Source organism: Mediterraneibacter hominis (genome assembly GCF_014287475.1).
Taxonomy (GTDB): Bacteria; Bacillota; Clostridia; order Lachnospirales; family Lachnospiraceae; genus Mediterraneibacter; species Mediterraneibacter hominis.
Window position 1 is genome coordinate 68,643 of the sequence record NZ_JACOPF010000003.1, and the last position, 23,093, is coordinate 91,735.

Consider the following 23,093-nt stretch of genomic DNA (forward strand, 5'->3'; position numbering starts at 1 on the left):
GCCGCGCTTTTGTGTTACGTTGACAAAAACAGTGGGAGACTGACAGTGCTTCCGAAACGGTTCAGGACAAGAGAAACGAAAAGAAAGAGGAGCAGACATGAAATTTATTCATATAGCGGATGTTCATCTGGGGGCAGCTCCGGATTCGGGAAAGGCGTACAGCGAAATACGTCCGAAAGAATTGTGGGATACATTGGAACAAGTGATAGATGTATGCGAGAGAGAAAAAACAGATTTATTGCTGATTGCAGGAGATTTATTTCACCGTCAGCCTCTGCTTCGGGAGCTAAAGGAAGTAAACTATATGTTTTCCAGGCTGACACATACAAAAGTCGTGCTAATTGCAGGAAATCACGATTATATCCGAAGAGATTCCTATTACCGTACCTTTCAGTGGAATCAAAATGTATATCCGTTGTTCGGAGAGGAGATGGAATATATTGAATTTCCGGAGCTTCAGACGGCTGTCTATGGCTTTAGCTATTATACAAAGGAAATAAGTAAGGCAAGGTATGACGAAGTATATGCCTGCCATATGCAGCCTTTTGAAATACTTTTGGCGCATGGGGGAGACGAAAAGCACATTCCCATCCACAGAGAGAAATTGGAGAGTACCGGCTTTGACTATATAGCGTTGGGGCATATCCATAAAACGGAAGAAATACCAGAAACAGTGAAAAAACAGCAGATTCTCTATGCAGGGGCGTTGGAGCCTGTGGATAAAAATGATACGGGAATACATGGTTATATTGAAGGGGAAATAAATGTGCAGGGAGTGAGAACCCGCAAAGTTGCATGTGCAAAGAGGGAATATGTTCCTCTCACTGTAACAGTAGATGAAATGCAGACATCAGGAAGTCTCAAGGCGGTTTTAAAAAAGATGGTGGAAGAGAAGGGAGTGGAGAATCTTTATAAAATTGTTCTGACGGGATACCGCGATGCAGATATAACGTTTGATACCTCGCACATGGACTCCTATGGGAATATGATAGAGATTTTGGATAAAACACGTCCACTCTATGATTTTGCACATCTTGCAGAAGAAAACGGACAGAATTTGCTTGGTGAATATATCCGCATGTTCCAAGGGTGTCCTGAAAACAGTACAGAATATAAAGCGCTTTGTGCAGGAGTAGAAGCCATTCTTACGAATATGCATTGAGAAAAGGGAAACAGGAATGATTATCAAAGAAGTATATATAAAGAATTTTGGAAAATTTTCAGAGCAACATTTTCAGTTTGATACAGGAGTCCATATTATTTACGGTGAAAATGAGTTTGGAAAAAGCACACTTGTCGCCTTTATACGTGCAATGCTGTTTGGAATGGAAAGAGGCAGGGGAAAAGCGGCTGCAAAAGATGACTTCAGCAGGTATGAACCATGGGACAACCCGAATTATTATGCGGGAAGCATGCGGTTTTCATGCGGAGGGAGAACGTTTCTTTTGGAGAGGAGCTTTGACAGATATACAAAACATGCTTCACTGGTCTGCGAGGACGACGGAGAAGAATTATCCGTCAAACAGGGAGATCTGGAGATGCTGTTAGGAGGAATAACCCCTCTTATGTTTGACAATACGGTTTTAGTCAGACAGATGTCAGCAAAACCAGGACAAGAGCTCTCGGACAGCCTGAAGAATTATGCGGCCAATTATTACGAAACAGGCGGCGGGGAAGTGGACTTGCAAGGGGCAATGAAATATCTGAAAGAGAAACAAAAAGACACAGAGAGACAACTTCGCCTCCTGGATGAAAAGCAAGAAAATAAAAGAGGAAAAATTCGGCAGGAATGCAGCTATATTACGCAGGATATGGAAAGATTGCGGCAGGAGTTTGAAGAGAACCAGCAGCAGTACAGTGAATCTGTCAGAGAAGAAGCGCGTTTGCGGGCGCAGTATGAAAAAGAAGAAAAAAGACAGGAAAAACCTAAGGACACAGAAGAAACGCCTGGTTTGTATGAGAAAAAATCCAGAACATTTTTATCAGCAGGCATTGTCGGAGTTCTGATCGGAATTGCCGGTATATTCTGGGGCAAGATTCTTGCCCGTCAGGACTGGTTCTCGGGAAGTGTGCCTTTGCAGCTGATTGGATACCTGATATTGGCAGCAGGGCTTATACTTTTGTGTGTCGGGATAGTAAAGAGGACGGCAGAGAGAAGAGCTTTTAGAACCTGGAAGAAGCAGACTGTGCGGAATATGAAGTATGAAAGTACAGATAATGAGGCCGAATGTCGGAGGCTGGCACAGGAAATACGGCAGGCAGAAGAAAACAAGAAGAAGCAGGTGTGGCAGAGAGAAAAGCTGCAGTCTGAGTGGAAAGAAAAGGAAGTCCGCCTGGAAAATCTGCATGAGGAAGAAAGGGAATCAGAGATTTCAGAGGAAAGACTGCTGATAGAGGAAGATTTAAAAGCTTTGAAAATGGCGGCGGAAACGATGGAAGCAGCTGCAAAAAGACTGGGACGCAGAACAGATGAACGTATAAATGACAAGGCGTCTGAGATATTGGGTGCGGTCACAGGAGGACGGTATTGCCGTTTACAAATGTCGGACAATATGGATATTTCTGTATGGGACGGACAGCGTAGAATTTCCCTGCACTGCTTAAGCAGAGGGACAATAGAGCAGATCTATTTTGCTATTCGTATGGCGTCGGCAGAGCTTTTAGGAGAAGAGGAGCTGCCGGTTATTTTGGATGACATGTTTGTATTCTATGATGAAAAAAGATTAAAATCTGCCTTAAAATGGTTGAGTGATACGAAAAAGCAGGCTATAATATTTACTTGCCAAAGGAGAGAAGCGGAAATAATGGAAGGAAGAATTTAAATGAAGATAGAACTGCCAAAAAAGGTACAAATGATTATTCAGAATCTTCAGCTTCATGGATATGAGGCATATGCGGTCGGCGGCTGCGTAAGAGATTCCATCCTGGCAAGAAGACCTGAAGACTGGGACATTACAACGTCCGCAAAGCCAGAAGAAATCAAAAAGCTGTTTCGCAGGACAGTAGATACGGGGATCGAACATGGTACAGTCACCGTCTTGATAGGCAAAGATAGCTTTGAAGTCACAACATACCGGATTGACGGGGTATATGAGGACAGCCGTCATCCGAAGGAAGTTATTTTTACCAATCAATTAGAGGAAGATTTAAGAAGGCGTGATTTTACGATCAACGCTATGGCATATAATGACGAAGTGCGGTTAGTTGATGTATTTGGGGGAATGAAAGACTTAAACCATCACTTGATACGTTGTGTGGGGAATGCGGAAGAACGTTTTTCGGAGGATGCGCTTCGGATTTTAAGAGCAGTCCGTTTTTCTGCACAATTGAATTTCCCTATAGAAGAACAGACGGCGGAGGCGGTAAAAAAATTGGCGCCGTCTCTTAAAAATATCAGCGCAGAAAGGATTCAAGTGGAGTTAGTCAAGCTTCTGACTTCGAATCATCCCGAAAAAATCCAAGATGCGTATAATCTGGGAATTACAAAGGTTATCCTGCCGGAATGGGATGCGATGGTTGGGGTAGAGCAGAAAACGCCGCACCATAAATATGATGTTGCGGAGCATACACTGCATGCGTTGAAAAATGTAAAAAAAGATAAAATATTAAGGCTGACGATGCTGTTTCATGATATGGGAAAGCCGTCTATGAAGACAACCGACGAAAAAGGAGTGGATCATTTTAAGGGACACGCCCTCGTGAGTGAGGAGATAGCAAGAAAAATACTGCGTCGTTTGAAATTCGACAATGATACAGTGAAAAAAGTGACCCGTCTTGTCTGCTACCACGATTATCGGATTGAGGCAACTCCCAAAAATGTACGTCGTGCCATGAACCGAATCGGGGTAGAGCTCTTCCCTTATTATCTGGCAGTACGCATGGCAGATGTAAAGGCACAGAGCCCCTACAGAAGAAGAGAGAAAATAGAAAATATTGTCGCCATGAGAGAGGTATACCAGGAGACGCTGTTAAATGGAGACTGTGTTACATTAAGGGATCTGGCAGTAGGAGGCCGAGATTTGATGGCGCTTGGCATGCAGCCGGGCAGGGAGCTTGGCAGTATGTTGTCGGAACTTTTAGAGTGGGTGATTGATGAGCCGGAATGTAATAAAAAAGAAATTTTGTGTGAATATGTAAAAGAAAAGCTTGGTTTATAGCATACTTAGGCTGTCCCTTTCATACATTAGAAAGAACTATGAATCGCATAATGCAGGGGGCAGCCATGAAGGAGTACGAATTAGAAGTATTAGAACAATATGACATGGAAGTGAAAAGCACCCGCAGAATCAGGGGTGCGTTTTTTTGCGATACGAATGAGGGGACGATGTTACTGAAGGAGACGAAGATTTCTGCGCGCCGTGCTCCCCTTCTGTATAAGTTATTAAGTCGTCTAGAAACGGAAGCGGGCTTCCAGGTTGATACACCCGTATTTACAAAGAATGGAGAATTTTTATGTGCGGGGAGGGACGGCACAAAATATATGCTGAAAAAATGGTATGCAGGCAGAGAATGTGAAGTGAAGCGGGAAGCTGATATTATAGAGGCTGTCCGTCAGCTTGCGCGTATCCACCGGAATTTAAGTTGGCAAAGAAATTTTGATGATATAGAAGAAAGTTTTTCGTTTGTTGGGCGGCTTCCAGAGGAAGAAGTAAAACGGCACAACAGAGAATTGAGAAAAGTGCGTGCTTTTATAAGAAACCGGGTTTCCAAAAGTGATTTTGAATATTTATTCCTTGAAAATTTTGAAAAAATGTATGCTCTGGCAGAAAAAGTGACAGCAAGATTAGAGGGTGAAGAATGTCGGAAACTGTTTTGGGAGTCTATTGAGAAAAGATTGTTAGTCCACGGAGACTATAATTATCATAATGTTCTGATGATGGCGGCAGGTATGCCGGCAGTGACAAATTTTGAACATTTCCGAATGGATATTCAGGCGCAGGATTTATATTATTTTTTAAGAAAAGTAATGGAAAAGCATCAGTGGGACGTTTGTCTTGGAAGGAAAATGTTAGAAGCATATCAGGCCGTACGCCCTCTTACTGTAAGTGAAAAAGAATATATTGCGTTAAATCTTGCTTATCCGGAGAAGTTCTGGAAGACGGCGAGCAGCTATTATCATTCCAATAAGGCATGGATACCAGAGAAAAGTGTGGAAAAACTTCGACTATCTGTTTTGCAGGCAGAAGAAAAACTGGACTTTTTAGAGAAGATATTTACTTTAAATTTACAGGTACCTGTTGTATAATAAGGTCAGATTTATTATATGTCAGGAGGTACCAGTATGGATTACAAGGAAAGGTATGAACAATGGCTTTCAGATTCTTATTTCGACGATGCGGTGAAAGCAGAATTAGAAGCGATCAAAGCAGACGATAAGGAGATTAAAGAACGATTTTATACGGAGCTGGAGTTTGGAACTGCTGGTCTGCGCGGAGTAATTGGCGCGGGAACGAACCGTATGAATATTTATACAGTGAGAAAGGCAACACAGGGGCTGTCAAATTACATTTTGAAAAATAAAGGAGAAAAAAAAGGAGTGGCTATTGCTTTTGATTCGCGCCGTATGTCACCGGAATTTGCACAGGAAGCAGCGCTTTGCCTTGCAGCGAACAATATCAAGGCGTATGTGTTCGAATCTCTGCGCCCTACACCAGAATTGTCTTACGCGGTAAGAAAGCTGGGCTGTATAGCCGGAATCAATATTACTGCAAGCCACAATCCTCCGGAATATAATGGATACAAAGTATACTGGGAGGACGGCGCTCAGATTACGCCGCCCCATGACAAAGGAATCATGGATGAAGTAAAGGCAGTGGAAAATTATACGGAAGTGAAAACGATGTCTCTTCAGGATGCGAAAGCCACAGGGCTCTATGAGACAATTGGGGCAGAAATAGACGACGCTTATATTGAGGAGTTGAAAAAGCAGGTGCTTCATCAGGACGCAATTGACGAGGTTGGCAAAGATATAAAAATTGTCTATACGCCGCTTCATGGAACAGGAAATATTCCGGCACGCCGGATTTTAAAAGAGCTGGGATTTGAAAATGTCTATGTAGTAAAAGAGCAGGAGCTGCCGGACGGAGAGTTTCCAACTGTATCCTATCCAAATCCGGAAGCAGAAGAAGCATTTGACCTGGGACTAAAGCTGGCGAAGGAGATAGATGCAGATATCGTGCTTGCCACAGATCCGGACGCGGATCGTCTGGGAGTGCGGGTAAAGGACAAAAATGGAGAATACCATACATTGACAGGGAATATGTCGGGCTGCCTGCTTGCCGATTATGAAATCGGGCAGAGACAAGCGTTGAAAGGGCTGCCGGAAGATGGTTTTTTGATAAAAACAATTGTGACAACCAATATGGCAGATGCCATTGCGGATTACTATCATGTGGGGCTGATTGAATGTCTGACAGGCTTTAAATATATTGGACAGCAGATTCTTGGATTTGAGACAAGCGGAAAAGGCGAATATGTATTTGGCTTTGAGGAGAGCTATGGCTGTCTGATCGGAACGCATGCGCGGGACAAAGATGCGATTGTAGCTACGATGGCACTGTGCGAGGCAGCAGCTTATTACAAGACAAAAGATATGACACTTTGGGATGCGATGATTTCTTTATATGAGCGTTACGGCTACTACAAAGATGATATCAAGTCCATTACTTTGAAAGGAATTGAGGGACTCGCAAAAATACAGGATATCCTTGAGAAACTGCGTAAGAATCCACCGGCAGAGATTGCCGGTCTGAAGGTTCTGAAAGCGCGCGACTATAAAGCAGATACAATCAAAGATATGCAGACAGGGGAAGTGACTAAGACAGGGCTTCCAAATTCCAATGTTCTTTACTACGATCTGGCAGACGGGGCATGGGTATGCGTGAGGCCTTCGGGTACAGAGCCGAAAGTAAAATTTTACTATGGAATCAAAGGAATTTCTCTGACGGATGCAGATGAGAAATCTGAGAAGATGGGAAATGAAATTCTGGCTATGATAGACGCAATTATGTAAAATTTCCATAAAATGGATATAATTGTGAAAAACAGCTTAAAAAGGCGGAAAAACAGTAAAACTTCTTGACAAAGGAGAGGGAAACCGTTATAACATACATAAGGGTGCTTCGTGTGGACGATCATACATGAAACCTTTATAAAAACGGTAGAATATTCGTATTCTAGTACAATTAGGAGGAGGACATTATCCATGAACAAAACAGAATTAGTAGCAGCAATTGCTGAGACAGCAGAAATTTCTAAAAAGGACTCTGAAAAAGCGTTAAAGGCTTTTATCGATGTAGTAACAGAACAGCTGAAAAAAGGCGATAAAGTACAGTTAGTAGGTTTCGGGACATTTGAAGTAAGCGAAAGAGCAGCAAGAGAGGGAAGAAATCCTCAGACAGGAAAAACAATGAAGATTGCTGCATGTAAAGCTCCAAAATTCAAAGCAGGAAAAGCTTTAAAAGACGCTTTGAACTAATAGAATGTATTACAGTATACCCTAAAAGGTGAAAAGAGCACTTATGATGTACCTGCATTATAAGTGCTCTTTATTGTACATCCTAAGGTACTGCTTAGAATTCACCACTTTATGAATGGAGGAAAAAAGATGCGTCTTGATAAATTTTTAAAAGTGTCTCGTCTGATTAAAAGAAGAACAGTTGCAAATGAGGCATGTGATGCAGGCAGGGTGCTGGTAAATGGGAAAACGGCAAAGGCATCTGTAAAGGTAAAGCCAGGCGATATTATAGAAATCCAGTTTGGAACAAAAACTGTGAAGGCAGAAGTACTTGCACTGCAGGATACAACAAAGAAAGAAGAAGCAAAAGAACTATTCCGGTATCTGTAATTCCAGACATAATTTTATACAACCCTTCATATATATAGAAAAGCACAGGAAGGGGGCAGATGTATGGAAGAACAGCGGATAATAAAAACACATAAACTAATTATAAATAATCGAAAAACCAGCATGGTAACGGGAGTGCTGGATGTTCTTTCATTTGATTTAAACGAGATATTACTGGAGACAGAGATGGGAATGCTGATGGTAAAGGGGACAGATTTGCATGTGAATCGTTTAAGCGTGGAAAAGGGTGAGGTCGATTTATCCGGAAACATAGACAGCATTGCGTATTCGAATGTAAATCAGGTGAACCGGCAGAACGAAAACTTCTTTACAAAGCTGTTTAAGTAGGTACGTGCATATGATGCTGGGAATAGGGACAGAGGCGCTGATTTTTCTTTACGCCGGCCTGTCAGGTATTACAGTGATGGCAGTGTATTATGCCCTTGTACTGTTTCGGAAATTGATTCGGCATAAGAACTGGGCAGTCAGTTTGGAAGATTTCTTTTTCTGGCTTCTTGTCAGTATTTATCTGTTTCATCAGATGTACAGGACGACATATGGCAGTATACGGTGGTTTTTTATATTAGGCGTGGTATGCGGAAGTATATTGCCGTATCTTTTTCGTATACTTCTAAAAAAAATATGGACAAAACATAAGAAAAATCTTGAAAAGTATAAAAAAAACAGATAGAATATTTTTTATAGTAAGGGAAAAAAATATACAAATAGGGTGAGTATAAATGACGAGAAAGAAACAGAGTGGAATGGACAGGCAGCGGTCTAAAAAGACGCCGCGGCTTAGACATCATAAGAGAAGTATAATAGGAATCAGTTTTATTTTGTTGCTTTTAACCGGAGTGTTGACGGTAAATTCGGTGATGCTTCAGGCAAAAAATAAGGAATACAAAGAACAAGAAGCTGAGTTGGAAGCACAGATTCAGGAAGAAAAGAATCGTTCTGAAGAAATTGAAGATTATGAGGAATATGTTAAGACAGATGAATATATAAAAGAGACTGCGGAAGAAAAATTAGGGCTTGTTGACCCTGATGAAGTAATTTTTAAACCGGCAGAATAAGCACAAGTACGAAAGAAAACTCCAGGAGAAATTCTCCTGGAGTTTTTGCGTACTGTCTGTACCTTCAAGGCAGAGGGACAAAGAGAAAGAAAATGGGTTTCTCCATTTTGTTTGAGGAAGGAGTATAAATACGATGAATGAAGGACAAGTATTACATAACAGCCCTTATGTTGCCCAGATAGAAAAATTTGCAGATTCACTGAAACAGCTTTCACGTACATTTTTGGAGCTAGAAGAGAAAAAGCAGGCATTTTCCAACGAAGAGATTGAGGACATGTTTCAAAGGGTGAGAGAGAAAGTATGCGGAAATTGCGAAAAATGCAGTTGGTGTTGGGGAGAAAATTTTGTACATACCTATCAGATGGGATATGAAATTTTATCAGCCGTAGACCGTTATGGAAACGAGATGAACATGGAAACAAAGAGAAAACTGCAGCAGAAATGTATTATGGCGCCCAGATTCTTACGTGAAATGCTGGAGGCATTTCACGATGCCAGACAGAATATGATCTGGATAAATCGGATGGCAAGGAGCAGAGAAGGGTGCGCGATCCAGATGGATACCTTTGCCGATATGATACGCAGTACGGCAAAAGAATTAGAAGATAGTATGTTTACAGATGAACGATTGGAGAAAAAAATCAGTGTCAGTTTAAAGAAGAAAGGTATTCGGGTATTGTACACGAATTTTTTTATGAACAGGGAAGGAAAATACGAAATTCACGTTACTGCAAGAGCTGTACAGAACCGCTGCGTTACACAGAGAGAATTAGTAAAGGGAGTTTCAGAAGTTCTGGGAAGGAGATTTATTCTGGAAGAAAACAGTGGACAGATACTGGGAAAGGAATATACAACTGTTATCTGTATAGAAGGCCCTGCATATTATACAATGCATGGTGTTGCGCGGATTGGAAAAGGCTGCTGTCAAGTGTCAGGGGATAATTTTATGATGATAGAACTGCCTGGAGGCAGACAGGCAGTGGCACTTTCTGATGGAATGGGTTCAGGTGAAAAGGCATGCAGAGAGAGCACTTTGGTGGTAGAACTGCTGGAAGAGCTTTTAGAAGCCGGATTTCCGGAAAAAACAGCAATCCAGATGATTAATACGACGTTAGTTATGGGAAGAGAAGAGATACACTATTCTACGATTGACATGAGCGTGTTTGATTTATATACAGGAGAATGTGAACTGATTAAAGCAGGGGCTTCCTCTACCTTTATAAAAAAAGGAGACGTTGTGGAGCACTTAAGCTCTACAAGTCTGCCGATAGGTGTCCTACATTCTATTGAGATTGATTCAGTAAAGAGAAAACTCAAATCAGGAGATTTTGTGATTATGGTGACGGATGGCGTTTTAGATGCTCTTCCAGTTGGAGAGCAGGATATTCTTCTGGAAACGATCATACAGGGGAGCGCGATTGCGAATCCAAAAGAAATGGCGCATCATGTGCTAGAGCAGGTTTTAAACTGGACCGGAAAGGAGCCGGCAGATGATATGACGGTGCTGGCAGTCGGGTTATGGGAATGTTAGGGCAGAGATTCTTGCAATTTTGTCATAGATTGAGTATAGTTTACATATGATGAAGAAAATTGAAGCTTTTATAAAAAAATATCATATGATACAGGAGAATGATATAGTAGTGACAGGCGTATCGGGCGGAGCCGATTCGATATGCCTGCTTTTTGCGCTTTTAGAGTTGAAAAAGGCATTGGATTTCCATATTGTCGTGTGTCATATAAATCATGGTATACGCGAAGTGAGCGCTGACAGGGACGAACAGTTTGTACGCAAAATCTGTGAGGAAAAAGGACTTACGTTTCGAGTTTTTCATAAAAACGTAGAATTAATTGCCATAAAAAGGAAACAATCTCTTGAGGAAGCAGGGCGCATGGTGCGCAGGGAAGCTTTTGAAAAAGTGCTTAAAGAAGTAAATGGGACAAAAATTGCGACAGCACATCATCAGAATGATAATGCGGAGACACTGCTTATGAATCTGGCAAGAGGCAGTGGACTGAGAGGTATGTGTGGGATCACTCCGGTAAACGGAATCTGGATCCGGCCTCTTTTGTGTGTGAAGCGCAGTCAGATTGAAGAGTGGATGGAAAGATATAAAATTCCATTTTGCCAGGATGAGACGAATGAAGAGGATCTGTATACGCGAAATCGTGTGCGTCACCGGATTATTCCAGAACTGGAAACACAAGTAAATCCCCAGACGGTGAAGCATCTGTATGAGGCATCTGTGCAGGTACAGGAAGTATGGGAATATATCGCGGCACAGACGAAGAAGGCATATGCGGACTGTGTACAGGAACAAAAACAGGAAGGGCTTCTTATTTACAAAGAAAAATTTGACGCTCTGCCAGATGTGTTAAAGAAATTTCTCATTAAAAGTACTTTGGAAAATATAGCCAAAGCGAGTAAAGATGTGACATCGGCTCATATTAGTGCGGTACTGGATTTATTAGAGGGACAGGTGGGAAGGCGGATAAATCTGCCCTATCATATAACGGCAAAGAGAGTATACGCCGGTGTGCTGGTGGAGAGTAAAAAAGGGAAAAAACAGCTAAATTTAGAAGAAAAATTAAGCCCCAGAGAGCTTCTGATATCGGGGGAGATCGTGATACCGGAACGGAATTTAAAAGTGTCTTGTAAGGTTTTTAAGAAAAAGGCGGATTTTTCTTTCTCGTTGATACCACAAAAAACCTACACGAAATGGTTTGATTATGATATAATAAAAAATAGCCTGCTTATCAGAACGCGGCAGCAGGGAGACAGGATTGTAATTGATAAAAAGGGCAGCACACAGAAGCTGAAAAACTATTTGATAAATGAGAAGGTTCCTGAAGAAAAGCGGGGGAGTCTCCTTCTGATAGCAGACGGACAGCAGATTATATGGATACCGGGGATGCGGCAGAGTCATGCTTACCAGGTAAAAGAAGAGACAAAGCGAATATTGGAAATTAGAATAACGGAGGAGAAAACAGATGTCAGAGACGATCCGGGTGTTAATATCTGAGGAAGAAATAGAAGAAAGAGTACAGGCATTAGGAAAGCAGATAAGTGAAGACTATGCAGGAAAACAAGTACATTTAATCTGCATTTTAAAAGGCGGTGCTTTCTTTATGTGCGAGCTGGCAAAGAGAATTACAGTGCCTGTTTCGATGGATTTTATGAGTGTCGGAAGCTATGGGGACGGAACAGCCTCCAGCGGTGTTGTACGTATTGCAAAAGACTTAGATGAGGCGATAGAGGGAAAGGATGTGCTCATTGTGGAGGACATCATTGACTCAGGACGTACCTTGTATTATCTGATTGATGTTCTGAAACACAGAAAACCGAACAGCGTGCGTCTGTGTACATTGCTGGATAAACCAGACCGCAGAGTAAAGGATGTAAAAGTAGACTATGTCGGATTCGCAATTCCAGACGAATTCGTGGTCGGGTATGGACTGGATTATGCCCAGAAATATAGAAATCTGCCATATATAGGAGTGGTAGAGGGCGTAGAATAAACAGGAAGGAGACATAACAGGTTGAACAATAAGAAATACAGAGGTGTAAGCGGAGTTACCGTTATGACGTTTGTTCTCATTGTGGTGCTTGCGTTCTGGTTGATGAACCGTATGCAGATGCACCAGCAGGAGATGACGTACACCCAGTTTGAACAGGAATTAAAAGATGAAAATGTGACAGATGCCGTAATCAGCCAGAATAAAGCTGTGCCTACGGGTTCTGTGACCGTAACATTAGAGGGGGAGGAAAGCGCCCGAACCGTTTATGTTTCGGATGTAAAGGAAGCGGAGAAACTTCTGGAAAAATATGGTATAGATTATAAAATGTCAAATGTGCAGCAGGATTCTGTTATGACGACAGTGATGCTTCCACTTTTGATTACATTTGCGGGAATAGCTCTTATATTCTTTTTGATGAACAGGCAGAGTGGAGGGGCGAATGCCAAAGCGATGAATTTCGGGAAGAGCCGTGCAAAGATGAGCAGCCAGAATGAAATCAAAGTAACGTTCGCAAATGTAGCAGGCTTAAAAGAGGAAAAAGAAGAGCTGGAGGAGATTGTAGATTTCTTAAAGGCTCCGAAGAAATATATTCAGGTAGGAGCGAGAATCCCCAAGGGCGTTCTTTTAGAGGGACCTCCGGGAACAGGAAAAACACTGCTTGCAAAAGCCGTTGCAGGTGAAGCTGGGGTGCCGTTTTTTAGTATTTCAGGTTCGGATTTCGTAGAGATGTTCGTAGGCGTAGGAGCGTCCCGCGTTCGTGATTTGTTCCAGGACGCGAAGAAAAATGCCCCTTGTATTATCTTCATTGACGAGATTGACGCTGTTGCGAGACGACGCGGAAGCGGTCTGGGCGGCGGACATGACGAGAGAGAACAGACATTGAACCAGCTTCTCGTAGAGATGGATGGCTTCGGGGTGAATGAAGGAATTATTGTCATGGCGGCAACCAACCGCAAAGATATATTAGATCCGGCGATTTTAAGACCGGGACGGTTCGACAGAAATGTTATCGTAGGGCGTCCGGACGTGGGAGGCAGAGAAGAAATACTGAAAGTTCACGCGAAAAATAAACCGCTGGGAGATGATGTAGATCTAAAACAAATTGCGCAGACGACAGCAGGTTTTACAGGTGCTGACCTGGAAAATCTTTTGAATGAGGCGGCGATTCTGGCAGCGAAAGAAAACAGGGTATATTTGCAGCAGTCAGATATTCGCCATGCCTTTGTGAAGGTTGGAATCGGCCCTGAGAAGAAAAGCCGGATTGTCTCTGAAAAAGAACGCCGGATTACAGCATACCACGAGGCAGGGCATGCGATTTTATTTCATGTGCTGCCAGATGTAGGGCCGGTATACAGTGTATCGATTGTGCCCACAGGAGGCGCGGGAGGCTATACAATGCCGCTTCCGGAAAGAGATGATATGTTCAATACAAAAGGACATATGCTTCAGGAAATTACAGTATCTTTGGGCGGACGTGTAGCAGAGGAAGAGATTTTTGATGATATTACAACAGGGGCTTCCCAGGATATTAAGCAGGCGACAGCCATTGCGAAATCTATGATTACAAAGTTCGGAATGTCAGAGAGGCTTGGGCTGATTAACTATGACAATGACAGCGACGAAGTATTTATCGGAAGAGATTTTGGCCATACGTCGCGAGGCTATGGCGAGAAGATTGCAGGTACGATTGACGAAGAAGTAAAACGAATTATTGACGAATGTTATATAAAAGCAAAAGCACTTTTACAAGAATATCATTCTGTATTGGAAGCATGTGCCCAGCTTCTGCTCGAAAAGGAAAAGATAACAAGGAGCGAATTTGAAGCACTCTTTGAAGAAAAAGAGACAGGAAACGAACCACAGCTTTCCGGCCAGGACTCATAGAGGAGGTTCCTGTGACGGGTAAGGAGGTTTTTTATGAATAAAGACGCACTGTTTAGTGACGGCACATCAGATTATGTCTCTCCTGCGCAGCCAGACTGGAATGAGAAGATTACACTGCGTTTCAGGACAGCCCAAAATGATGTGGATGAAGTGCGTATCCTGTTGGAAACCGGGAAATATGCTATGCGGAAAGTGTGCACAAAAGGCAGCTTTGACTATTATGCAATTGAATGTCAGCTGTCAGAAGAACCTTTCCGCTATTCTTTTGAGATTTTAAAAGACAGCGAAGTCTGTTATTATAACCGCTGCGGTGTGTCAAAGGACATAAAGCGCTTTTATGATTTTGTCATTGTTCCAGGCTTTTCGACGCCGGAATGGGCAAAAGGGGCAGTGATGTACCAGATTTTTGTAGACCGGTTTTACAATGGTGATACGTCAAATGATGTAGAGGAGCGAGAATATATTTATATTGGAGAACCATGCAGAAAGGTTACGGACTGGAACCAGCCTCCTGAGGCGGTAGATATCCGGCGCTTTTACGGAGGCGATCTGGCAGGAGTGCGGGAGAAGCTGGATTATCTTCAGGAATTGGGAGTGGAAGTGATTTATTTCAATCCGCTGTTTGTCTCCCCTTCCAATCACAAATATGATATACAAGATTATGATTATATTGACCCGCACTACGGGAAAATCGTAGAGGACGGAGGAGAAGTGCTTCCGTGGGGCAGCCGGGATAACACACAGGCGACAAAGTACCAGGTTCGGACAGGGAAAAGAGAGAATCTGGAGGCGAGCAATGCATTGTTTGCCACGCTTGTGAAAGAGATGCATCAGCGGGGGATGCGCGTGATTTTGGATGGAGTATTTAATCACTGCGGGTCGTTCAATAAATGGATGGACAGAGAGAGAATCTATGAACAACAGCCGGGATACCCCAAGGGCGCATATGTAGATGCAAACAGTCCATACCGTAGATTTTTCCGTTTTTTTGACGAGAGAGACAGCGCATGGCCGTATAATAAAAATTATGACGGCTGGTGGGGACATGATACATTGCCTAAACTGAATTATGAAGATTCGCCGGAGCTGGAGCAATATATTATCGATATAGGAAAAAAATGGATTTCACCGCCGTACAATATAGACGGCTGGCGTCTGGACGTGGCGGCTGATTTAGGATACAGCAATGAGTATAATCATATGTTTTGGAAACGGTTTCGAAAGGAAATAAAAAGTGTAAATCCGGATGTCTTGATTCTGGCAGAGCACTATGGAGATCCTGCGGAGTGGCTGCAGGGAGACGAGTGGGACAGCGTGATGAATTATGATGCTTTTATGGAACCGCTTACGTGGTTTCTGACAGGCATGGAGAAGCATAGTGATGAGAGAAGAATGGATTTGTGGGGAAATGCGGATAATTTTGTCAATACAATGAAACATTTTATGGCATGTATGATGACACCGTCTCTCCAGGTGGCAATGAACCAGCTTTCCAACCACGATCACTCCCGTTTTTTAACGCGGACAAATCATATTGTCGGCAGAGTAGAGCATTTAGGAACGAAAGCGGCAGAAGAAGGAGTAAATTATGCAGTGATGCGTGAGGCGGTTACAGTACAGATGACATGGCCGGGAGCACCTGCTGTTTACTATGGTGACGAAGCCGGTTTATGCGGCTTTACAGACCCGGATAACCGGCGTACCTATCCGTGGGGAAGAGAAAATAAGGAACTGATTGCCTTTCATAAAGAAATGATCCGGATACACAAAGAAGAAAAGCCGCTGCGCAAGGGCTCTTTGAAAATGCTGTATTGGGAGAGCAATATTCTTGCTTACGGGCGTTTTCAGGAGGAAGACCAAATTATTGTAGTGCTGAATAACAGTAAGGAGCTAAAAGAAGTAACGGTGCCGGTATGGCAGGCAGAAGTGCCGGAAAAAGGAAGAATGATGCGTCTGATGTATTCCTATGAGGATGGATATACAACCGAAAGGGATGAATATATTGTGGAGGACGGAGAAATAGTACTGAATATGGGACGACATTCTGCGATAGTGCTGAAACCCTTAAAGACGGAGAAAACATCTGACACGCTGTTGTAAGGATACAGCAGAGATAAAAAGCGCGGGGTATAATGAAAGAAAGCCTTTTTTGGACATGGAAACGATATACGCGATGCGTAAGTAATGTCTGAAAGGGGCTTTTTAGTATAATTAGGAAATTTTGATAAATTTCCTATTATACTAAAAGCCCTCCGGGCGGGATGCACACGCCGCAATAAGGAAATTTTACCGCTTTGCGGTATTGCGGCGGCGCGCAAAGTGGACAAGCCCCTCAGAGTGAGGGGCAGGGGAGTTGAAGCGGGCTTGCCCACTTTGTTCTGTCTACATAGTGTTGTAAAAGAATTTTTACACAGAAAAATAGGCTTGAAAAAGATATTTGATAGACTTTTAGGTTTCATTATAGGATGATGTTCGCGAAAGGAGGAAATAAAATGGAAATAGGGAAGCAGCTGAAGGATGCAAGAATACATTATGGGATGACGCAGGAGTTCGTAGCAGAAAAGCTGCATGTGTCCAGACAGACAATTTCTAATTGGGAAAATGAAAAGTCATATCCTGATATTATAAGTGTCATTGAATTAAGTAATCTCTATTCCGTAAGCTTGGATGATTTATTGAAAGGAGACAAAAAAATGATCGAACATCTAGAAGAAAGTACAAATCTGGTAAAAAGTAATCAAAAATTAATTGGGGCAATCATAGCGAATATCATATTCATCATTCTGTTGGTAATTTTAAGTGCATTTATCCCTGGAAATAAATACTTTCTCGTTGGAGTGTTCTGTCTGATGGTTGTGAGCTCATCAGCGTTATTCTATCAGATTATCAAAAAATTTTAAGGAGGTATTTTCATGGAGTGGAAAGAAAGCATTTATATGATATTTGGAGCTATATCATTGGTAGGAGCTGCTGCTACGGCGTATCAGATTTATAGACTGACATTGATGGACGCGAAGGCAAGGGGATTGAAGCATCCAAAATTCTGGGGGATATTTGCTATGAGTGGGAATAATTCGGGCGGTCTTTTGATGTATCTGATTGGCAGAAACAAATATCCAGTTATAAATTTGCCGGACAGTGAAAAACAAAAAATGGAGAAAAGAAAAAAATGTGCGGGTGTTGGATTGATTTTTTTTGTGGTGGGGACAATTGGATTAATAATTGGAAATGTATATCCTTAAAGGCATATCGTAATTTAGTCCCTATGGGACGGTGAGCATTGCCCGACAAAGTATACCCTAAAGGGTATACCGTAATTCATTCCTTGTAGGATGGCGGGCTTCGCCCGACAAGGTATATTTGCATTATAAAACTGGACTGTATAAAAATGATAGAACTGGTTATTTTGACATAACCAGTTCTATGCTATTATAGCAGAAAATGTATTCATTCGGATGCAATGTAATACGTATTATACCGGAGAATGGACTTTACTCAATAAGAGTTAAAGCGCTGATATAGAATGGATAAGGCTAATTGTATCAGTAATTTTGAAAGTGGGAGATGAATATGACAAAAAAGATAGCAGTGATCAATGATTTATCGGGATTCGGAAAATGCTCTCTTACAGCGGCAATCTCTGTGATTGCCGCAATGGGAGTGCAGCCATGTCCTTTGCCCACAGCTATTTTGAGTGCGCAGACAGGATATGCCAGTTATTTTCTGGATGATTATACAGACAAAATGGAATATTTCCGGAAAGAGTGGGAGAAAATGGGCGCCTCATTTGACGGGATATATACTGGCTTTATGGCAGGGGACAGACAGATTAAGCAGGTATTTGCCTTTCTGGATACATTTCATAAAAAAAATACGTTCTTACTGGTGGATCCGGTTATGGGAGATAATGGAAAAGAGTATGCGATATTTACGCCGGCACTGCTAAGTCTTATGAAAGAGTTAGTGCTGCGTGCGGATATTATTACTCCGAATTTGACAGAGCTTTGTCTTCTGACAGATACGGACTACCGGATGATTGAACATTTGACAGATGAAAAATATTTATTAACAGTCATCGCGCAGATGGGAAGAAATCTTATTCAAAAGGGACCTAAGACGGTAGTAGTAACAGGGATTCAATTTGTGGATGCGGCAGACGGTATTTCGAAAATGGGAAATTTGTCAGTTACAAAGAAAGAAGAGCATCTGTGTGCTTTTCCTTATATAGGAGGCAGTTACTCCGGTACAGGAGATATATTTGCCTCTGCTGTTGCGGCGGGGATGGCCAAAGAAGAAAAAATTGTATCTGTAATGAAAAGAGCAGGCACTATGATTGAATATGCGATGCGAGATGCCGTGAAAGACCAGATTCCAAGAAATGACGGTGTAGAATATGAAAAATATCTGTGGATGTTAAAAGGAGAGGAGCAATGAGACAAAATACTTTAAAAATAGTAACTGCCGGACTGTTTGCGGCAATGATTACAATAATGACAGCATATATCTGTCATATTCCATATGGGGCAAACGGCGGATATATCCATTTTGGTGATACACTCATTTATCTGGCGGCCGTACTTCTGCCAAGGCCATATGCCCTTGCTGCTGCTGCGATTGGAGGAGGAATGGCGGATATGCTGACAGCACCAATGTGGGCTCCGGCGACAATTGTGATTAAGATGTTGATAACACTGCCTTTTACAAGCAGACAAGAGAAGATACTGACAGTAAAAAATATGGCAGCTCCTTTTATTGCACTTCCAATCTCTGCGGCAGGATATTATCTGGCAGAAGGTATATTATTCGGTTCCTTTATTGCTCCAATGGCTTCATTGGCAGGCAGTCTGATTCAGTCAGTCGGAAGTGCAGTCTTTTTCTTTGTGCTTGCATCGGCGCTGGATAAAGCACATATCAAAGGAAAAACCAGACAGATACTGCATTTGTAGAATTAAAGATAGTGTATATTAAGTAAGGAGGCAGAGTATGGCAGATATATTATATACGTATAAGGAGAATGTTTATGTAAATTTAACGAACAAGTGTGACTGTAGCTGTAAGTTCTGTATCCGCAGTCACCAGAACAAGGTGGGAGATGCAGATACGCTGTGGCATAAAGCGGATCCGTCATTGGAAGATGTAATTACCGCGATAGATGCATTTCATTTTGACGGATATAAAGGACTGGTATACTGTGGGTATGGTGAGCCAACCTGTGCACTAGAAAATCTTTTGAAATCGGCACAGTATGCAAAGAAAAAATATGGGCTGAAAATACGGGTAAATACAAATGGACTTGCCAATCTTTATTACGGCAGGAATATAGTACCTGAGCTCGCAAAGACAGTGGACTGTGTATCTATCAGCCTGAATGCACCGGACAAAGAAAAATATATGGAAGTCACAAGACCAAAGTTTGAGAATGCATTCGAAGGTATGCTGGAATTTGCAGAAGAATGTAAAAAATATGTGCCAGAAGTCAAATTCACAGTGGTAGATGTGCTTTCTGAAGAAGAAATCCAAAAAAGCAAAGAATTAGCAGAGAACATAGGAATCGACCTGCGTATTAGAAGATTTGTTTAAGCAGAAGTTAAGGGGGATATGTAAAGGTATATGTGAATAGGAGTAAAAAATTAGAGATAAAAGCAAAATACTTTTAAATTATGATAAAAAAGTTGAAAAATTAATGTGAATATGTAACCATAATTAGGATAGAAGTATTCATTCAATGTGAACAATAGAGTGGAGATTCCAATATTTAACAAATACTCAGTGCACTGTGGATAGTATAAAATATTTGTCTAAACGGAGGAAAGAAAATGGCAACGATTGCAGATATTGCCAAAAAAGCAAAAGTAGCAAAAAGTACAGTTTCTTTAGTGATTAATAATACAGGATATGTATCAGAGGAAACGAGGAAAAAGGTAAATGAGGCGATAGCTGAATTGAATTATGTTCCGAATATCCTTGCCAGAAATTTGTCTCTCAGAAAAAGCAATTTGGTAGGTATTATGGTTCCAGATATAGCAAATCCATTTTTTTCTGAATTTATAAAAGCTGCTGAAAATGAACTATATTTAAAAGGTTATAAGACTTTGATATGTAATACCTTACGAAGTGTGGAAAGAGAGAAAGACTATCTAGATATGCTCCAGAGAAAGTTTATGGATGGATTAATCATCGGACAATATGAACTTCCTGCCACATGTTATACTCAGGTACAGTGCCCGATGGTAAGCTTGGATAGAAAGGTTGGGGGAGAAATTCCGATTATCAGAAGTAACCATGAAATGAGTAGTGAGATAATTGTAAAAGAGATTTTAAGGAATAAATGTCGCAGGGTTGTTATTTTTGCAGGAAATGCCACAGAGAATAATCCATCCATAAAACGTCACAATTTGATTGAAAAATATCTTGAAAAATATGGTGTAGAAGTGCATACAGTTGTAACAGATACACCATATCATTTGGAGAAAATAATTAAAGACCTATTTGACATGCAAACATTTGACGGAGTTATAGGGGCAGACTTATACGTAATGGAGTGCCTGCAGGAAGCGTATAGAAGAAATATAAAAATACCTACACAGTTTTGTGCGATAGCATATGATGGAACTTATATTACAGAGGTAAATATGCTTCCAATTACGACGATTATTCAGCCAGTAAATGAAATGGCAAAAGAAGCTGTAAATATTTTAATCAAGTTAATGAGGGAAGAAAAAGTAGAAAAAGAAGAGTATATTATAGATGTAAAACTAGATATTAGAGAGACGACACGATAGCAAGATGCTTAAAATTAGCAATGGTTCAGCCCGCGCCATTCGTAAAACCGCACTGCGTGCTTATCGTGGCTGCCGCCACCGTTTTACTCATTGATGGGCTCTTAAGCTCATACAGATGTACGCTCGCAAAAACATGCAGGCATGTTTTATGCTTCCCGCACACTGTATGGCTGAACTGTTACTAAAATTATTGGTAAATTAGATAATAAACTTGACATATTTTGAATAATATTATAGTATATATACATCGAACCGGTTTTATAAAGCCGGTTAAAAAACGGCTGAAATCGAACCGGTTTTATAAAGGAGCAGTAAATGGAATTATTTACAGGAAAATATAAAAAATTTGAATTTTGCGCAAAAAAAATAGAAAGCAAAACAGTGTGCAAAGGAAAGATTATTTTGATAAAGGATAAAGAAAATAGTATAGAAATAATCTTAACAAAAGAAATATATCATTTTTATTCTGTTCCTTTAGAACAGAATAAGAGTTATTCTGTCATATGTGAAAATACTCTTTTGGAATACACTTATTTATGTGGAAATGAGGATATAGTTGAAAATGGAGTAGGCTTTCTGAAACCTAATATAGAAGAGGAAAAATATGAATTAGTAGATATAAATACATGGCATAATTCTCCGATAAAAGAGCAATTCCACTTTATTCCTTTTCAAAACTGGCTCAATGATCCAAATGGACTTTGTTATTATAGGAATAATTATCATATGTTTTATCAAGCTAATCCTACGGAGCAAAAGGCTGATTTTTGTTATTGGGGACATGCTGTAAGCAAAGACTTGGTGCACTGGAAATATATGCCTTTAGCAGTGTTTCCACAGGAAGAATTATTGGAAAACAGTATAAATAGGGGTGGGGCATTTTCAGGTTCTGCGATTGTTATAAATGACGAGTTAAATATTTTTTTTACTAGGCACGTGGGAAGAAAAGACAATTTAAAGGATTTTTGTGAATACCAGGTAAAGGCTGTCAGTAAAGATGGGATTACATTTCAAGGGGAAGAAATTCTTATTGCTAATAGGCCGGAAGACGGGATGGGATACGATTTTAGAGATCCTAAAGTGACTAACATTGGTGGGAAACCAATGTTAGTATTAGCAGGAGAACATAATAAACAGGCTGCAATTTTTGTATATATTTCTGATGATTATGAAAATTGGAAATATAATGCGATACTATTAAAAGAAAAAAAAGCAGTATGTTTCGAGTGTCCTGATTTATTTGAATTAGATGGAAAAATTGTTGCTGTAGGTGCTCTTATGGATTATACAGATGAGAATGGCAGATTCAGACCAACAAAGTATTATATTGGTTCTTTAGAATATGCGAATAAATTTCAGATAGAAAATGAAGGAATTCTCGATTTTGGACTAAATTTCTATGCTGCACAGAGTTTTTACGCGCATAACCGCAGAATCATGATAGGATGGGTGGCAGACTTTAATGAAGAACATATTTTTCAAGAAGATGGATGTTATGGAAGTATGTCTATACCGCGGGAATTATCTATACAGGAACAGAAATTATTTATGAGACCGGTTCAGGAAATTTATAAATTATTAGGAGAGGAGGTACATATAGTAAAGAAAAACAATATACTATCAGCGGAAATACCGGGGAATTCATACTATCTGCACTTAGAAATAGACGGAAATGCAGTTTCAGTACAGATTGCAGAAAATCAACAGGAAAAATTAGAATTTGAATGGAGAAACGGAGTGGCAGAAATTTTTTCATCAAAAGACCGGCAAGAAGGCAAACGGTATTCTGTAAAGATAGACCGGCTATTTAAGATAGAAGTGTTTTTCGACAGAAGAATGGTGGAAGTATTCCTGAACAATGGTGAATATGTTGGCACAAGGTTATTTTATACGTTGGAGAAAATAGGGAAATGCAGGATAGAGACAGGAGAACTGAATAATATTAAAAGATTAGAGTTGCGTAAAATGAAATCAATATGGAGGAAATAA

22 protein-coding genes are annotated in these 23,093 nt (G+C 40.9%); all 22 read left to right on the top strand.

The annotated features are described in order from the left end of the window. The first annotated feature begins 97 nt into the window (after positions 1–97). The 22 genes from H8S37_RS13320 (at position 98) to H8S37_RS13425 (ending at position 23,093) form a co-directional block, all read left to right on the top strand. Positions 98–1,162 (top strand): metallophosphoesterase family protein, encoded by a 1,065-nt coding sequence (locus H8S37_RS13320; RefSeq protein WP_186876557.1) that lies wholly within the window; start codon positions 98–100, stop codon positions 1,160–1,162. Between the two features lie 16 nt (positions 1,163–1,178). After that, complete coding sequence (locus tag H8S37_RS13325; protein ID WP_186876558.1) at positions 1,179–2,822, top strand: ATP-binding protein; 1,644 nt, start codon at positions 1,179–1,181, stop codon at positions 2,820–2,822. Continuing rightward, positions 2,823–4,157 (top strand): CCA tRNA nucleotidyltransferase, encoded by a 1,335-nt coding sequence (locus H8S37_RS13330; RefSeq protein WP_186876559.1) that lies wholly within the window; start codon positions 2,823–2,825, stop codon positions 4,155–4,157. Between the two features lie 65 nt (positions 4,158–4,222). Then, on the top strand, positions 4,223–5,245 hold the full coding sequence (locus H8S37_RS13335) for a CotS family spore coat protein (protein WP_186876781.1): 1,023 nt from the start codon (positions 4,223–4,225) through the stop codon (positions 5,243–5,245). A 36-nt stretch (positions 5,246–5,281) separates the two neighbouring features. Beyond that, on the top strand, positions 5,282–7,012 hold the full coding sequence (locus tag H8S37_RS13340) for a phospho-sugar mutase (protein ID WP_186876560.1): 1,731 nt from the start codon (positions 5,282–5,284) through the stop codon (positions 7,010–7,012). A gap of 192 nt (positions 7,013–7,204) precedes the next feature. Next, positions 7,205–7,477, top strand: coding sequence for an HU family DNA-binding protein (locus H8S37_RS13345; protein ID WP_186876561.1), 273 nt, complete (start codon positions 7,205–7,207; stop codon positions 7,475–7,477). A gap of 129 nt (positions 7,478–7,606) precedes the next feature. After that, positions 7,607–7,846 (top strand): RNA-binding S4 domain-containing protein, encoded by a 240-nt coding sequence (locus tag H8S37_RS13350; RefSeq protein ID WP_186876562.1) that lies wholly within the window; start codon positions 7,607–7,609, stop codon positions 7,844–7,846. Between the two features lie 63 nt (positions 7,847–7,909). Beyond that, the gene (gene yabP / locus H8S37_RS13355; RefSeq protein ID WP_186876563.1) at positions 7,910–8,194 is read left to right on the top strand and encodes a sporulation protein YabP; all 285 of its coding nucleotides are present in this window, start codon (positions 7,910–7,912) and stop codon (positions 8,192–8,194) included. Positions 8,195–8,204: 10 nt separating this feature from the next. After that, on the top strand, positions 8,205–8,537 hold the full coding sequence (gene yabQ / locus H8S37_RS13360; protein WP_186876564.1) for a spore cortex biosynthesis protein YabQ: 333 nt from the start codon (positions 8,205–8,207) through the stop codon (positions 8,535–8,537). A 49-nt stretch (positions 8,538–8,586) separates the two neighbouring features. Further along, the gene (locus H8S37_RS13365; RefSeq protein ID WP_186876565.1) at positions 8,587–8,922 is read left to right on the top strand and encodes an FtsB family cell division protein; all 336 of its coding nucleotides are present in this window, start codon (positions 8,587–8,589) and stop codon (positions 8,920–8,922) included. A 133-nt stretch (positions 8,923–9,055) separates the two neighbouring features. Further along, the gene (locus H8S37_RS13370) at positions 9,056–10,453 is read left to right on the top strand and encodes a SpoIIE family protein phosphatase (RefSeq protein WP_186876566.1); all 1,398 of its coding nucleotides are present in this window, start codon (positions 9,056–9,058) and stop codon (positions 10,451–10,453) included. A 46-nt stretch (positions 10,454–10,499) separates the two neighbouring features. Further along, positions 10,500–11,942 (top strand): tRNA lysidine(34) synthetase TilS, encoded by a 1,443-nt coding sequence (gene tilS / locus H8S37_RS13375; protein ID WP_186876567.1) that lies wholly within the window; start codon positions 10,500–10,502, stop codon positions 11,940–11,942. Next, a complete protein-coding gene (hpt, locus tag H8S37_RS13380; RefSeq protein ID WP_186876568.1) occupies positions 11,911–12,438 on the top strand; it encodes a hypoxanthine phosphoribosyltransferase in 528 nt (175 codons plus the stop codon). Before tilS ends, hpt begins: the two co-directional genes overlap by 32 nt. Positions 12,439–12,501: 63 nt before the next feature. Further along, the gene (gene ftsH / locus H8S37_RS13385) at positions 12,502–14,322 is read left to right on the top strand and encodes an ATP-dependent zinc metalloprotease FtsH (RefSeq protein ID WP_456299335.1); all 1,821 of its coding nucleotides are present in this window, start codon (positions 12,502–12,504) and stop codon (positions 14,320–14,322) included. Positions 14,323–14,355: 33 nt separating this feature from the next. Further along, positions 14,356–16,422: a glycoside hydrolase family 13 protein gene (locus H8S37_RS13390; RefSeq protein ID WP_186876570.1), complete on the top strand. Its 2,067-nt coding sequence runs from the start codon at positions 14,356–14,358 to the stop codon at positions 16,420–16,422. A gap of 392 nt (positions 16,423–16,814) precedes the next feature. Further along, positions 16,815–17,222, top strand: a complete 408-nt coding sequence (locus H8S37_RS13395; RefSeq protein WP_186876571.1) for a helix-turn-helix transcriptional regulator — start codon at positions 16,815–16,817, stop codon at positions 17,220–17,222. A 12-nt stretch (positions 17,223–17,234) separates the two neighbouring features. Then, positions 17,235–17,564, top strand: a complete 330-nt coding sequence (locus H8S37_RS13400; RefSeq protein WP_186876572.1) for a hypothetical protein — start codon at positions 17,235–17,237, stop codon at positions 17,562–17,564. 328 nt (positions 17,565–17,892) lie between these two features. Then, positions 17,893–18,756, top strand: coding sequence for a pyridoxamine kinase (locus H8S37_RS13405; protein WP_186876573.1), 864 nt, complete (start codon positions 17,893–17,895; stop codon positions 18,754–18,756). Continuing rightward, a complete protein-coding gene (locus H8S37_RS13410) occupies positions 18,753–19,268 on the top strand; it encodes a TIGR04002 family protein (protein ID WP_186876574.1) in 516 nt (171 codons plus the stop codon). Before H8S37_RS13405 ends, H8S37_RS13410 begins: the two co-directional genes overlap by 4 nt. Before the next feature lie 37 nt (positions 19,269–19,305). After that, positions 19,306–19,902 (top strand): TIGR04100 family radical SAM protein, encoded by a 597-nt coding sequence (locus tag H8S37_RS13415; protein WP_186876575.1) that lies wholly within the window; start codon positions 19,306–19,308, stop codon positions 19,900–19,902. A 236-nt stretch (positions 19,903–20,138) separates the two neighbouring features. Then, complete coding sequence (locus tag H8S37_RS13420) at positions 20,139–21,104, top strand: LacI family DNA-binding transcriptional regulator (RefSeq protein ID WP_186876576.1); 966 nt, start codon at positions 20,139–20,141, stop codon at positions 21,102–21,104. 315 nt (positions 21,105–21,419) lie between these two features. Next, positions 21,420–23,093, top strand: a complete 1,674-nt coding sequence (locus tag H8S37_RS13425) for a GH32 C-terminal domain-containing protein (protein WP_186876577.1) — start codon at positions 21,420–21,422, stop codon at positions 23,091–23,093.

Coding starts and splice junctions, on each gene's coding strand:
- H8S37_RS13405 (WP_186876573.1), top strand. CDS start 17,893: ATGACAAAAAAGATAGCAGTGATCAATGATTTATCGGGATTCGGAAAA.
- H8S37_RS13330 (WP_186876559.1), top strand. CDS start 2,823: ATGAAGATAGAACTGCCAAAAAAGGTACAAATGATTATTCAGAATCTT.
- H8S37_RS13390 (WP_186876570.1), top strand. CDS start 14,356: ATGAATAAAGACGCACTGTTTAGTGACGGCACATCAGATTATGTCTCT.
- H8S37_RS13410 (WP_186876574.1), top strand. CDS start 18,753: ATGAGACAAAATACTTTAAAAATAGTAACTGCCGGACTGTTTGCGGCA.
- H8S37_RS13395 (WP_186876571.1), top strand. CDS start 16,815: ATGGAAATAGGGAAGCAGCTGAAGGATGCAAGAATACATTATGGGATG.
- H8S37_RS13370 (WP_186876566.1), top strand. CDS start 9,056: ATGAATGAAGGACAAGTATTACATAACAGCCCTTATGTTGCCCAGATA.
- H8S37_RS13340 (WP_186876560.1), top strand. CDS start 5,282: ATGGATTACAAGGAAAGGTATGAACAATGGCTTTCAGATTCTTATTTC.
- H8S37_RS13400 (WP_186876572.1), top strand. CDS start 17,235: ATGGAGTGGAAAGAAAGCATTTATATGATATTTGGAGCTATATCATTG.
- H8S37_RS13325 (WP_186876558.1), top strand. CDS start 1,179: ATGATTATCAAAGAAGTATATATAAAGAATTTTGGAAAATTTTCAGAG.
- H8S37_RS13335 (WP_186876781.1), top strand. CDS start 4,223: ATGAAGGAGTACGAATTAGAAGTATTAGAACAATATGACATGGAAGTG.
- H8S37_RS13425 (WP_186876577.1), top strand. CDS start 21,420: ATGGAATTATTTACAGGAAAATATAAAAAATTTGAATTTTGCGCAAAA.
- H8S37_RS13365 (WP_186876565.1), top strand. CDS start 8,587: ATGACGAGAAAGAAACAGAGTGGAATGGACAGGCAGCGGTCTAAAAAG.
- hpt (WP_186876568.1), top strand. CDS start 11,911: ATGTCAGAGACGATCCGGGTGTTAATATCTGAGGAAGAAATAGAAGAA.
- yabQ (WP_186876564.1), top strand. CDS start 8,205: ATGATGCTGGGAATAGGGACAGAGGCGCTGATTTTTCTTTACGCCGGC.
- H8S37_RS13350 (WP_186876562.1), top strand. CDS start 7,607: ATGCGTCTTGATAAATTTTTAAAAGTGTCTCGTCTGATTAAAAGAAGA.
- H8S37_RS13320 (WP_186876557.1), top strand. CDS start 98: ATGAAATTTATTCATATAGCGGATGTTCATCTGGGGGCAGCTCCGGAT.
- H8S37_RS13420 (WP_186876576.1), top strand. CDS start 20,139: ATGGCAACGATTGCAGATATTGCCAAAAAAGCAAAAGTAGCAAAAAGT.
- yabP (WP_186876563.1), top strand. CDS start 7,910: ATGGAAGAACAGCGGATAATAAAAACACATAAACTAATTATAAATAAT.
- H8S37_RS13415 (WP_186876575.1), top strand. CDS start 19,306: ATGGCAGATATATTATATACGTATAAGGAGAATGTTTATGTAAATTTA.
- ftsH (WP_456299335.1), top strand. CDS start 12,502: ATGACGTTTGTTCTCATTGTGGTGCTTGCGTTCTGGTTGATGAACCGT.
- H8S37_RS13345 (WP_186876561.1), top strand. CDS start 7,205: ATGAACAAAACAGAATTAGTAGCAGCAATTGCTGAGACAGCAGAAATT.
- tilS (WP_186876567.1), top strand. CDS start 10,500: ATGATGAAGAAAATTGAAGCTTTTATAAAAAAATATCATATGATACAG.